10 protein-coding genes and 1 pseudogene are annotated in these 12,835 nt (G+C 66.8%); 10 read left to right on the top strand and 1 reads right to left on the bottom strand.

Annotation, left to right across the window (positions count from 1 at the left end):
- The 10 genes and pseudogenes from ACRDU5_RS05375 to ACRDU5_RS05330 form a co-directional block, all read left to right on the top strand.
- Positions 1–452: pseudogene (locus ACRDU5_RS05375) on the top strand (mammalian cell entry protein); the annotation flags it as partial.
- The gene (locus tag ACRDU5_RS05370) at positions 452–1,600 is read left to right on the top strand and encodes a virulence factor Mce family protein (protein ID WP_526613404.1); all 1,149 of its coding nucleotides are present in this window, start codon (positions 452–454) and stop codon (positions 1,598–1,600) included. The pseudogene ACRDU5_RS05375 and the gene ACRDU5_RS05370, both read left to right, overlap by 1 nt.
- 3 nt (positions 1,601–1,603) lie before the next feature.
- Positions 1,604–3,148 carry a virulence factor Mce family protein gene (locus ACRDU5_RS05365; RefSeq protein ID WP_526613402.1) on the top strand — a complete coding sequence of 515 codons (1,545 nt, stop codon included), beginning with the start codon at positions 1,604–1,606 and terminating at the stop codon, positions 3,146–3,148.
- The gene (locus ACRDU5_RS05360; RefSeq protein ID WP_526613400.1) at positions 3,118–3,780 is read left to right on the top strand and encodes an Rv1363c family protein; all 663 of its coding nucleotides are present in this window, start codon (positions 3,118–3,120) and stop codon (positions 3,778–3,780) included. Before ACRDU5_RS05365 ends, ACRDU5_RS05360 begins: the two co-directional genes overlap by 31 nt.
- On the top strand, positions 3,777–4,739 hold the full coding sequence (locus ACRDU5_RS05355) for an RDD family protein (protein ID WP_526613399.1): 963 nt from the start codon (positions 3,777–3,779) through the stop codon (positions 4,737–4,739). Before ACRDU5_RS05360 ends, ACRDU5_RS05355 begins: the two co-directional genes overlap by 4 nt.
- Positions 4,736–5,290, top strand: coding sequence for an Rv1363c family protein (locus ACRDU5_RS05350; RefSeq protein ID WP_526613397.1), 555 nt, complete (start codon positions 4,736–4,738; stop codon positions 5,288–5,290). Before ACRDU5_RS05355 ends, ACRDU5_RS05350 begins: the two co-directional genes overlap by 4 nt.
- On the top strand, positions 5,257–6,213 hold the full coding sequence (locus ACRDU5_RS05345) for a mammalian cell entry protein (RefSeq protein WP_526613395.1): 957 nt from the start codon (positions 5,257–5,259) through the stop codon (positions 6,211–6,213). The genes ACRDU5_RS05350 and ACRDU5_RS05345 overlap by 34 nt, the downstream gene beginning before the upstream one ends.
- Before the next feature lie 9 nt (positions 6,214–6,222).
- Positions 6,223–7,062 carry an SDR family oxidoreductase gene (locus tag ACRDU5_RS05340; protein ID WP_526613394.1) on the top strand — a complete coding sequence of 280 codons (840 nt, stop codon included), beginning with the start codon at positions 6,223–6,225 and terminating at the stop codon, positions 7,060–7,062.
- Positions 7,063–7,065: 3 nt separating this feature from the next.
- Entirely contained in the window at positions 7,066–7,836 is a 771-nt protein-coding gene (locus ACRDU5_RS05335; RefSeq protein WP_526613392.1) for a fructosamine kinase family protein, read from the top strand.
- A gap of 389 nt (positions 7,837–8,225) precedes the next feature.
- Complete coding sequence (locus ACRDU5_RS05330; RefSeq protein WP_526613390.1) at positions 8,226–10,493, top strand: hypothetical protein; 2,268 nt, start codon at positions 8,226–8,228, stop codon at positions 10,491–10,493.
- A 154-nt stretch (positions 10,494–10,647) separates the two neighbouring features.
- On the opposite strand, the gene ACRDU5_RS05325 is transcribed toward ACRDU5_RS05330, so the two are convergent.
- A complete protein-coding gene (locus tag ACRDU5_RS05325; protein WP_526613388.1) occupies positions 10,648–12,801 on the bottom strand; it encodes an SGNH hydrolase domain-containing protein in 2,154 nt (717 codons plus the stop codon).
- Positions 12,802–12,835: the final 34 nt, after the last annotated feature.

Below are 12,835 nucleotides of genomic sequence, written 5' to 3'. Positions count from 1 at the left end.
CCTACTCCGAGGAGCGGCTGCGGCCGCCGGGCGGCTACAAGGACACCACCGTGCCCGGGATCTTCTCGCGCGACACCTTGTTCTCGCACGGCAATCACGAGCCGGGCTGGATCGTGGCACCGGGTATGCAGGGCGTGGATGTGCAGCCGTTCACAGCGAACATGCTGACGCCGGAGTCGTTGGCCGAGCTGATGGGTGGGCCCGACATCGTGCCGCCGCCCGCGCCGCCCGCATTTGGGGTGCCGCCCGGCGGGCAGCTGCCCGGCCCGCCGAACGCGTACGACGAGCGAAACCCGCTGCCGCCGCCGTGGTATGTGCAGCCCGGGCCACCACCGGGTCCGGCACCGGGAGTCATTCCAGGCGATCCGCTCGGCGCGATCGCTCCCGGCCCGGCACCCGCCCCGCCGGCACCGCCGGGGCCACCGCTGCCCGCCGAAGCAGGAGGGGGCTAATGAGCGCGCGTAAATGGAGGCTCGGCGCACGCCGCACGGCGGCACTGCTGATGACGGCGGTGGTGTTGACGTCGTGTGGGTGGCGCGGCATCTCCAACGTGCCGTTGCCCGGGGGTCCCGGCACCGGACCGGACAGCACGAGGATCTACGTTCAGATGCCGGACACGTTGGCGCTCAACGTCAATAGCCAGGTCCGGGTGGCCGACGTCGCTGTCGGCAATGTGCGGTCGATCGAGCTGAAGAACTGGATCGCGACGCTGACCCTCGACCTGCAGGCGGGCCTCGAGCTGCCGGCCAACGCGCTGGCCAGGATCGGGCAGACCAGTCTGCTCGGTTCGCAGCACGTGGAGTTGGATGTGCCGCCGGACCCGTCGCCGGAGCAGTTGAAGAACGGTGACACCATTCCGCTGAAGAATTCGTCGGCGTTCCCGACCGCCGAGCGGACTTTCGCCAGCATCGCCACCATCCTGCGTGGCGGCGGCATCCCGAACCTGGAAGTGATCCAGACCGAGGTCAACAACCTGCTCACCGGCCGGGCCGATCAGATCCGCGAATTCCTGAACAAGCTGGACACCTTCACCTACGAACTGAACCAGCAGCGCAATGACATCACCCGCGCGATCGATTCCACCAACCGGTTGCTGACCATCGTGGCTAATCGCAACCAGACCCTGGATCGGGTGCTGACCGAATTCCCGCCGCTGATAAAGCATTTCGCCGAAACCCGGGATCTGTTCGCCGATGCCGTCGAGTCGGTGGGCCGGATCAGCAGCGCGGCCGAAGCGGCGCTGGAACCGGCGAGTGAGAACCTGACCACGAACCTGCAGAATCTGGATCGGCCGCTGAAGCAGCTGGGCAAGGCCTCGCCGTACCTGATCGGCGCGCTCAAGCTGTTGCTGACCGCGCCGTTCAGCATCGAGAACGTGCCGAAGGTCGTGCGCGGCGACTACATCAACGTGTCGCTCATGGTCGACCTGACGTTGTCCGCCCTTGACAATGGGTTCTTGTCCGGAACCGGTATCTCGGGCATGCTGCGGGCACTCGAGCAGTCCTGGGGCCGCGACCCGGCCACCATGATCCCGGACGTGCGGTTCACACCGAACCCGCACGACGCGCCGGGTGGACCGCTGGTGGAAAGGGGTGAGTGAGTAGTGACCCGTGCCATCAAGATCCAGCTCATCCTTTTCGCGATCGTCACGGTCATCGCGAGTATCGCATTGGGGTGGTACTACCTGCGGATCCCGAGCCTGGTGGGCATCGGGCAGTACACGCTGCACGCCGACCTGCCCCGGTCCGGGGGTCTGTACGCAACGTCCAACGTGACCTACCGCGGCACCACGATCGGCAAGGTCACCGCGGTCGAACCCACCGAGCGTGGTGCACGGGCGACGATGAGCATCGACAGCCGCTACAAAATCCCGGTCGACGCTTCGGCGAACGTGCATTCGGTTTCGGCGGTCGGTGAGCAGTACCTGGATCTGGTGTCGACCGGTGCCCCGGGCCAGTATCTGAGCGACGGGCAGACCATCACCGACAGCACGGTGCCCAGCGAGATCGGACCCGCGCTGGATTTGGCCAACCGCGGCCTGGAAGTGCTGCCCAAGGAGAAGATCGACTCGCTGCTGACCGAGACGTCCAAAGCGGTGGGTGGATTGGGTCCCGCATTGCAGCGCCTAGTCGACGGCACGACGAACCTCGCCCAGGGCTTCCGGGAGAACCTGCCGCAGGTCGACGACATCATCGACAACTCCGCGCCGATCCTGCAAAGCCAGGTCACCTCCGGTGACGAAATCGAGCAATGGTCGCGCAATCTGGATACCCTGGCCGCCCAGTCGGCCGCGGAGGATCAGGCGCTGCGCAGCGGACTGCAACAGGCCGCGCCCACCCTCGATACGGTCACCGCCGTGTTCAGCGATGTGCGCGACTCCCTGCCGCAGACGCTGGCGAACCTGTCAGTCGTCATCGACATGCTCAAGCGGTACAACAAGGGTCTCGAGCAGGCGCTGGTGATCCTGCCGCAGGGCGCCACGGTCGCGCAGGCCGGAACGATCTTCGAGAACGAGGGCCTGCTGCACTTCGGCCTTTCGATCAACCAGCCGCCGCCCTGCCTGACCGGCTTCCTGCCGGCATCGGAGTGGCGGTCGCCCGCCGACACCAGCATGGCACCGCTGCCATCGGGGACGTACTGCAAGATCCCGAAGGACCAACCGGCCAACGTGGTTCGGGGTGCCCGCAACTACCCGTGCGCCGACGTGCCGGGCAAGCGCGCGGCGACGCCGAAGGAATGCCGCAGCGATCAGCCGTACGTGCCGCTGGGGACCAATCCCTGGTACGGCGACCCGAACCAGATCGTGCCCTGCCCCGCCCCGGCGGCGCGCTGCGACCGGCCGGTCAAACCCGGCTATGTCATTCCGGCACCGTCGGTCAACACCGGGCTGAACCCGTTGCCCGCCGACATGTTGCCGCCACCGCCCTTGCCGGTCAGCGACCCGCTGACCCCGCCCGGCCAGGGCACTGTCCAGTGCAGTGGACAACAACCCAACCCATGTACGTACACTCCGGCACCAGGTGCGAGCGCCGTATACAACCCGGCAAGCGGCGAGGTGGTCGGACCCGACGGCGTGAAGTACTCCGTCAGCAATTCGAGTAACACAGGAGACGACGGATGGAAGGAGATGCTGGCACCCGCCAGCTGAACCCCACCGATGCTGAGGACGCGCCAGACGAGTCGGTAGCGGTACCCCCCGAAGAGAACCCAGCAGACCAGGACAACCAAACCAACCAGCACGACGCAGCCACCGAGGTAGCCGAGGTCCACGATCGCCGTTCGTCGCGGCTGGGGCGCGGCTGGTTGATCGGCATCTGCGCGGGCTTGTTGACGCTGGCGGTGGCGGGCGCGGTCGGTGGAGTGCTGGCTCTTCGCGACCACGACCGCAGCGAAGCCATCGCGCGCGATGATGTGGCGGCGCTGCAGGCGGCCAAGGATTGCGTGACGGCGACGCACGCCCCGGACGCCGCCGCGATGGCGGCCAGCCAGTCGAAGATCATCGAGTGCTCCACCGGCGACTTCGGCGCGCAGGCTTCGCTGTACGCCGGCATGCTGGTCGAAGCCTACAAGGCCGCCAACGTCACGGTGCAGGTCTCCGACATGCGGGCCGCAGTGGAGCGGCACAACGACGACGGCTCGGTGGACGTGCTGGTGGCGGTGCGGACCAAGGTGACCAATTCCGAAGCGGCCGACCAGGAGCAGGGCTATCGGCTGCGGGTGACGATGGCACCCGACGAGGGCAAGTACAAGATCGCCAAGCTCGAGCAGGTCACCTCGTGACGGCTGTGCTCGACGCGACGCCGACCACCCAGGCCGACGATCCGTCGGCTGCGGCGCGGCCGGCGTCCTGGCTGGCTCGCGCCGGCGCCTTCGCGCTGGACGTGCTGCTTCCAACCGGCGCGGTCGCGGTGCTGGGCCTGCTGGGCTGGATATCTTGGCAGTACAAGGCGCTCCTCGCAGCGGGGATCGTCTTGCTCGTGCTGATCGCGGTGGGCCGGTGGTTGTTGCCATGGGTCACCGGGTGGAGCCTGGGCCGGGCGCTGTTCGGCATCGCCGTGGTGCGCCGGGACGGCGCGGCGGTCGGCGTCTTGCGGTTGGTGGGCCGCGACCTGGCCCACCTGCTGGACACCGCCTTGCTGTTCGTCGGATGGTTGTGGCCACTGTGGGATTCGCGCCGCCGGACATTCGCGGACCTGTTGTTGCGCACCGAGGTTCGGCGGGTGCAGCCGCCCGAGCGCGACATGCGGCGGCCGACGGCGGCGGTGCTGGTGGCTGCGGTGCTCGTCTGTGCGGCGGCGGTCGCGTCGAACTACCTGGTGGTGTACCGCCACGAACAGGCGGTCGACGCGGCCCGCCAGCAGATCGCCGATCAGGGGCCACGCATCGTCGAGCAGATGCTGAGCTACGGCAAGGACACGTTGAACGACGACTTCGCCCGGGCCCAGTCGCTCGCCACCGACTCGTACCGGTCGCAGCTGGTCGCCCAGCAACAGGCGGTGCAGAAAGCCGGCGCGACGACGAACGAGTACTGGGCGGTGAGCAGCGCCGTGCTGTCCGCGACGCCGGACCGGGCGTCGATGCTGCTGGCGATGCAGGGGCAGCGGGGCACCGACCCGAAGGATCTGCGATTCATCACCGCAACGGTGCGGGCGGACTTCGAGAAATCCGATGACGGCCAATGGCGCGTCGCCAACCTCACGGTGCTGAAGAAACCGAGCTTGAAAGCGGCCCCCAAGTGAGCCCGCGGCGCAAGATCGATGCGGCCGAGCCGGACATTTTCGAGCCCGCGGCTCCGAAACGCCCTCGCCGGTGGGGCCTGCCGCTGCTCGCCAGCCTGGCGGGGGTGCTCGTTGCGGCCGCGATCACGGCGAGCACCCTGATGCTGGTCTCCCATGAGAGCGACCGCCGGACGCAGGTCCGGGACGCGGCCGTACTCAGCTACGTGCGGTCGTTCATGACCACCTACACCACGCTGGATCCGTTCCACGCCAACTACTACGCCGATCGTGTTCTGGCGCAGGGCACCGGTGAGTTCGGCAAGATGTTCAAAGAGAAGATGAACCAGATCATGATCCAGGTGGCCCGTGCTCAACCCACCCAGGGCACCGTTCTGGAAGCCGGCGTGCAACGATGGAATGACAACGGCAGCGCCGATGTGCTGGTCGCCACCAAGATCACCAACAAATCGCCGGACGGAAAGTCGATCATCGAGAGCGGAAACCGTTGGGTCGTAACGGCTACCAAGGAAGGACAGCTGTGGAAGATCAGCCAACTGATTCAGGTGATCTGACCACGGACGCCGCCGCAACCGAGACGCCGACACCCCGGCGTCGTCATCGGTTGCCCCTGCAAAAAGAGCGGCAGGCCTTCAAGGAGGGGGACCAGGTTGCCGAGATCGGCGATGAGGGGACGACCGCCGAGGAGGTCTCGGCAGCTGAGGGGCCGACGACCAAGCCGCGTCGTCGATGGAACTTCCTGCGGCGCAAGAAGAATCGTTCAGCACCGTCCGCTGCGGCTGAAGCCGTGCCGGAGACGCCCGCGGAAACGCCGGATACCGACGAGGTGACACCCGCCCCGCGGACACCGGTCGGGAAAGCCAGCAGGGGGGTCAAGCCGGCCGCCGATGCTTCGGATGATGAATCCGAAGGCCAGACAACCGAAGCCGCGGACGGCGAGACGATTCTCGTTCCGCACGAACCGGCAGGCAAGCGACTACGGAAAGCCGCCGTCGCGGCCGCTGTGTTGTTCGTCGGAGCGGGAGCATTCGCGGGCGCGATGGTGCAGCCGGTGCTTGCCGACCGTGCCCTGGTGCAAACCAAACTGGACATCGCACGCACGGCCGCGAACGCGATCACCACGTTGTGGACCTACAACCCGGACGACATGGACTCGTTGGCCGACCGATCGGCCGGGTATCTCACCGGCGACTTCGCCTCGGAGTACCGCAAGTTCATCGACGCCATCGTTGCCACCAACAAGCAGGCTCAGGTCACCAACAACACCCAGGTGCTCGGCACGGCGGTGGAATCCCTGACCCCCTCGGAGGCGACCGCGGTGGTGTACACCAACTCGGTGGCCACCAGCCCGGTGTCCAAGAACATCCCGTCGCTGCGCTACCTGTCGTACCGGTTGACGATGGAGCGCGAGCACAGCGAGTGGCGGATCACCCGGATGACCACCATCACCGCATTGGATCTGACGCCGCAGCTGTAGCCTCGGCGTATGCCATCAGTTCTGGTCACCGGCGCCGCACGGGGTATCGGCCGGTCGATTGCCAATCACCTCGCCGGCGCTGGGTGGGACGTCATTGCCGGCGTCCGCAACGAACAGGACGCCGCCGCCGTCGCCAAGGACGACCCCCAACGGATCTCCGCGGTCATTCTCGACGTCACCGACTCGGGACATATCGCGGCGCTGGCCGACGCGGTGCCGGAGCGCCTGGACGCGATCGTGAACAATGCCGGCATCGTCGTCAACGGGCCGATAGAGACCGTCAGTCCCGAGGATTGGCGAAAGCAGTTGGACATCAACGTGATCGGCCAGCTTGCCGTGACGCAGGCCGTGCTGCCGCGGCTGCGGAAGGCCCGCGGCCGGATCGTCTTCATTTCCAGCGTCAACGGCAAGCTATCCATGCCGCTGGTGGGCGCGTACAGCGCGTCCAAGTTCGCGCTGGAGGCGGCGGCCGATGCGCTGCGGCTGGAGCTCAAACCATGGCGAATCGCGGTCATCCTGGTTGAGCCCGCGCAGACCGACACCGACCTCTGGCGCACCGCCGACAGCGTGCTCGAGGATTCGGTGGCCGCACTCACGCCCGAGCACCGTCGGCTGTATGCCAAGCACATCGCGGGAATGAGAAAGTTCATCCCCGCCTCTCAGCGGATGGCCGTCGCACCGGAGAAGGTGTCGGCCGTCGTCGAGGACGCGCTCACCGCCCGGCGGCCCCGAGCCAGGTACGTGGTGGGCATCGGACCGAAGCTGCAGGTGGCGTTGCTCACCAACCTGCCCGCCGTCGTGCGCGATCGGTTGTTACTGGCCGTCGCGAAGCAACCGCGGCGGCCCTGACATTTGACGCCCTTCGTCAAGCGGAATCCGGACGCGCCGCCGGGCTTCTTCGCGCTGGAAGCCGCCGGACTGCGTTGGCTCGCGGTGGACGGGGGTGTGCGCTGTGCTCAGGTGGTCGCCCATGACGAGGTTTCGTTGACGCTGACACGGTTGACCTCTTCGGCACCGTCGCCGGCGACGGCGCACGACTTCGGCGTCCGGCTGGCCGTGACCCACGACGCGGGAGCACCCGCGTTCGGCGACGGTCCAAACGGATGGACCGGGGACGGCTACTTCGGCCCGATGTCGCAGCCGCTGCCCATGTCATTGGCGGGCCATCGCGGCTGGGGTGAGTTCTACGCCGAGGAGCGGTTGACGCCGATGGCCGGACTGGCCGCGCCGCGGCTGAGCGCGTCTGCGCGGGACCTGATCGACACGGTCATCGCCCTGTGCCGCGCGGGCCGCTTCGACGACGACGACCGTCCCGCACGGCTGCACGGCGACCTGTGGAGCGGCAACGTGATGTGGACGTCAGACGGTGTCGCGCTCATCGACCCGGCCGCGCACGGCGGGCACCGTGAGACGGACCTGGCGATGCTCGCGCTGTTCGGGTGCCCATTCTTGGACGAGATTTTGGCCGGGTATCAGTCGGTACGGGGCCTGCGGGCCGGTTGGCGCGACCGGGTCGGACTGCATCAGCTGTACCCCCTGCTGGCCCACGTGGTGCTGTTCGGCGGCGGCTACGCCCGTCAGTCCGAGGCAGCGGCGGCACAGGCGATTGCGATAGCGAGCTAACGACGGTTTGCGTAGCTAACGAGCATCGAAAACGGGTCCTGGCGGTGGTGGTCAGCTATTCCCACAGCTGGGACACCTTCTTCGAAGCCGAGATACTGCTGCGGAATCCGAAGGTCGCTGTGATCTTGAAAACGGTGGCAACCTCGCGCCGACAGCGAATCCAGCAACCTACGGTCCAGTAGCAGCGGCAGTTGCTGAAAGCGGATACGGCAATGACCAGATTATGGCCACAGCCTGGGAATATTAATTGACGCAAACGATATTAATAAGTTTGCTTATGGAGCTATCTGACGCGATAAAAAATACTTCAGCAATCTAGCGGGAACTGTTACAGCGGTGTTACGGTGCCTGGGAGGAAGCTGAGACGACGAATCGAGGGGACCGGAAGAATGGCCAAGCATCGCAGCAGGAGCCGCAGGTCCAAGAAGGTCGCAGCAATCGGCGCAGCTACCGTCACAGCGACGGCATTGACGGTCGGTGCCGCCCCACCACCGAAAGCGGACGACGCCCGGACTGAGCACTTCGACCTGTTGGCTGGCGTCCACATCTTCCCGGAACCCGGTGACATCCCCGACCTGACCGGCGGCCTCGGCACGGCGGGCTACGACCTCTCCCAGCAAGCCGCCGACGTCCTCATCAGAGCGATCGTCGAAAACATCAACCTGGCCGCGCTCGCCCAGGCGGCGGGACTTGACCCACAGAGCCTGGTCGACACGCTAATCGGCGAGGCTCTCAGCGGCGTGGTAGGCGGCGCGCTGGACGGTGTCCTGGGCGCCCTTCCGCTCAATGTTGGCCCGCTGTTGACTCCAGTACTCACCCAGGTCCTTACGCCGCTACTTGGGAATGCGGCATTGGCTGGCATGGTTGCCGGCCTGTTGAGTCCCCTATTGGCCGATGCTCTGGACGCCGACACCGTGGGAGGTCTGCTCGACCAACTGGGACTTGACCTCAGCGACCCGCTCAATCTGTCCGACCTCGATGTCCCCGGCGTGAATGTCGTTACCACGGGGCCGCTGTTCACGCTGCTGAAATTGCTCGGCGTGGACATCGGATGGGTTCCCGCGCTGCCGAACTCGGTCGCCGATGAGATCAACCAGACCAACTATTTGAACGTGGGCCTCGACGGCCTGCTCGATGAAATCGATCTCGGTCTGCTCGAGGCCGCTCTCGCGCTGCTTCCCGGTGGACCCGTACAGCTCGACGACATTCCGGACGTAGCAGCCGTCCGCCTCATACCTGTCGTTGGCATCGGCCTCGGCGCGTTCGCGGCGGGTGCGGCATACCCGAAGGTCGTCGACGATCTGCCGAACCAGCCCGGTGGCGTGGACTTCGTCGGTACCGATCCGCTACTGGGCAGCTTTACCGTCCTGCCGATGGTTCTCCTGCTCAACCCCGGGCGTCCCAACGGTGGTCCGGCGGCGCGTATGTACCCACTCGCGAGACTGTTCGGCATCGACACCGTGACGCCGCCGACCGAGGTCAGTCACAGCGGCGGGACACCGATCATGATCGGCGACCAGCCCACCGGTCTGGCCCTTGGCGGTGCGAATCTCATCCCGATCATGATCGACGTTGGCATTCAGAACCACCCGTCGTCGGATTTCGCGGCCTGGCCCAATCCGATCACGTTGGCGAACAACGGTGCGGCACTGCTCTTCCCGACGTACATCGTTCGGGGAATCGACGTCGCTGACATAGGCGGGGCACTGACGGGGCAGCTTGCCGACCAGCTGCCGGCCGCGCTCGCGAGTCGCCCGTTGGCCCTGAACTTCTATCTCACCGTGCCAGTGGACAGCGTGCCACTGTTGGAGCCGACCTACTTGCTGGTCGACGCGGTCAACCTGTTGACCGGCTCGAGTTTCAATAACCCGATCGGGACGGCGCTAGGCCCCGTGCTGGCCAGCGCCGCGAATCTCGGCTACACCGACGTCAGATTCGACCCGGTGACCGGCGAATACGTCCGCGACTTCGACGAGGCGCACATCCCAACCGCATTCGGGACGCTGCCGGCGGATATCGACTTGGCGCAGGTTCCGGGCAACCTCTTCAACTTGCTTGCGGAGGGCATCCAGCAGGCGATCGACGACGGCCTCGAAGGCGAACCGGGAACGAACGCCCTTGCGGCATTGCTCGACCTGCTCGGCCTCGAGGATTCGCTACCGCTCGGTGGCCTGGGGTCCGGCCTTGGCCTGCCGAACTTCACCGGGCTCGCGCAGGAAGTCGTCGACAGTGGACTTAGCGGACAAGCTGCCGGCCTGCAGTCCGAGAGCCTCACCAGCTTCACCCCGCCTGACCCGACGTCGACAGAGAGCGGCGGAGTTCAGACGCTCGAGCTGGCACCCGGCGCGGATGTACCCGACGTGCCGGACGAGGACGGGTCCGGAGGCGGGGCCACCGACCCCGAGGAACTCGAACTCACCAACACGGCGTTACAAACCAACGACGGGGCGGCTGCGACCGCGAAGTCTGCTCGCGAGCGAACCCGGGCGTCGGTGAACAACGCCCGCGATAACTTGAATCGCATCGCCGAGAACGGTCAAAAGGCGATCAACGACGTCGTCAACGGTGTGCAGAACGGCATCAAGGACACCGCGAAGAAGGTGAGCGATGCCGTCGGTCCGAAGGGCGCGAGCTCGGACGGCGATACCGACGGCTAGTTGCGCCACCCGGCGCGAAAACTTTCGTTGACGAATTCGTCAATTTACCTCTTGTGTCCCGATCACACGCATACGCTTGCGCCCAGGAAATCTGCCGTACCCGGAAGCCGCAGATGCCCCCTACCGCCACAGGTGGGGGGCATCTGCCTCCGACCTACGCCTCGGTCAGCGCGCGATCGGCGTGTTCGACGAGCAACGGTCCAAGCAGCCGCGCGTACTCCACGGTGATGTGGTTGTCGTCTCGGTACACCAGGGTGTTGCCGACGATGGCCGGGCAACGATCGGCGGTGCAGAACAACTCGCCAAGATCCGCGTACTGCCCGCCGCCGGCAGCCGTCGCCGCCGCTTCGGCCGCGATGCCGGCGTCGTTCAAGGCGACCGACCGCGCCGGCGAACATTCGCCGGCGTTGTCCATGTGCGCGGACAGACAGGTCGGCACCGTCGACTGCGGATCGGGTACCGGCCCGAGCACCAAAACGCTTGCGCCAGTGGCCCGGAGGCGCTGCACCACTCGGGTCAGGCCGTCCAGCCATGCTTGGTCATAGCTGGTGAAACCGAAATCGGCACCGTAGCGTCGGCCCATGTCCAGGACGATCAGCCGCGGCCGCTCGTTCTCCAGCCGCGAGAGGACGTCGGCGCGCCACTGCTCGCACTCGGTGAACTGGCGACCGAGATAGGGGCTGAAGATCGGCAATTCCATCAACGGGCAGAGCACCTTGCTCATGGTCTCCAGTCGCCAATGCCGCTCCCGCGCGATCGGTTCCAGTGCCGGCTGCCACATCGCCGCATGCGAATCACCGACGAGCGCAACCGTGTTGGCCGCGCCGGTATCGCCCGACGCGCACTCGGGCTGGTCGACGTCGCGCCAGGACAGCACGCATCCGTTGACGAACACCTCCGGTTTGGCGATCTGATCGAGCGGCGGAGTCAGATTCACCGGAACGGCCGCCAAGTCTGCGGATGCGGCGACCGCGGCCCGCACCTGCTCCCGCAGCGACAACGCTTGTGGCGCAGTGGATGGCGTGTTGACCGTCACCGGCGCGGCTGCCGCCCCATGGCCGACGGGGACGGGCCGCGCCGCCAACAACACCAGACACGCACACACCGCCACGGCGGTGAGAACGCCACCGACGACCAGACTGCGTTCCGCAGACAGCCGCAGCGAGGGCGCGAACCGGGCCGGATTCTCGATCAGGTGCAACGTCAGAATCGCCAGGCCGAACGACACCAGCACCATCGCCAACCGACCTACCAGCCCGAGCGCCGCGCCGAACAGCGCCGGCGCCAGCAGCAGAACCGGCCAGTGCCACAGGTACCACGAGTACGACAGCCGACCGATCGACCGCATCGTCGGCTTGGACAGCAGGTGCCCAACGCCCAAATCCGGTGTCGCGCAACCGGCACCGATCACCAACGCCGTTCCCAGCACCGGCAACAGCGCCGCGGTACCGGGATAGGCCGTCGCCTCCCCGACCTGCGTGCAGGTCACCAGGATCAACGCCAGACCGCCCCAGCCGACCACGGCGGCCGACGGGCCCGGCAGCTGGCGCCACGCGCCGGCGGTGAGAGCCACCAGCCCGCCGACGGCGAGCTCCCAGGCGCGGGTCGGCAGGGAGAAGAACGCCCAGGACGGCCAGCTGTCCGTGCACACCAGCGAGATCATGAACGACACCGCGGCCAGCAGCGTAAGCACCAGCACGTACGGCGTCACCGACCGCGTCGCCGGCTCACCGGTGCGCTGCGCCGCGCGCGCGAGAAGCCATCCGGTGCCGATGATCAGCGCCGGCCACAGCAGATAGAACTGCTCCTCCACGCCGAGCGACCAATAGTGTTGCAGCGGTGAGGGAGCCGCGTCCGCCAGGTAGTCGGTGCCCTGGATGGCGAACCGGTAGTTGCCGACGTACAGCGCGCTGGCGATGCCGTCCCCGATGACGCTGCGCGCCTGCAACGGCGGCAGCAGCAGCATCGACGCGCCGGCGGTGACGACGAGCACCGTGGCCGCGGCCGGCAGCAGCCGCCTGGCCCGAGCGCCGTAGAACCGAACGATCCGGATGGTGCCGGTACTGCTCGCCTCGCGCCAGAGCAGCCCGGTGATGAGAAACCCCGAGATGACGAAGAAGACGTCGACGCCGATGAACCCGCCGCTGACGCCGGGCAGACCGGCGTGGAAGAGCACGACGGCAATGACGGCGACCGCCCGCAGCCCTTCGATATCGGTCCGAAACTGCTTCTGCGGCAACGCCGTTCGCCCGCTCGCAGGCGTGCCGCGTCGGGATGAAGGACGTGGAGCGGTCGCAACTCTATTCACTCGAGCAACAATGGTCTCACGGAAGCCAGCGGTA

This window comes from Mycobacterium sp., from assembly GCF_050701515.1.
Taxonomy (GTDB): Bacteria; Actinomycetota; Actinomycetes; order Mycobacteriales; family Mycobacteriaceae; genus Mycobacterium.
The sequence above is the reverse complement of the archived record's forward strand: the minus strand, read 5'-3'. Positions and strand labels throughout refer to the sequence as shown.

What these genes read in the sequence shown, in the direction of transcription:
- ACRDU5_RS05330 (WP_526613390.1), top strand. Translation starts at nt 8,226, where the DNA reads ATGGCCAAGCATCGCAGCAGGAGCCGCAGGTCCAAGAAGGTCGCAGCA.
- ACRDU5_RS05360 (WP_526613400.1), top strand. Translation starts at nt 3,118, where the DNA reads ATGGAAGGAGATGCTGGCACCCGCCAGCTGAACCCCACCGATGCTGAG.
- ACRDU5_RS05370 (WP_526613404.1), top strand. Translation starts at nt 452, where the DNA reads ATGAGCGCGCGTAAATGGAGGCTCGGCGCACGCCGCACGGCGGCACTG.
- ACRDU5_RS05340 (WP_526613394.1), top strand. Translation starts at nt 6,223, where the DNA reads ATGCCATCAGTTCTGGTCACCGGCGCCGCACGGGGTATCGGCCGGTCG.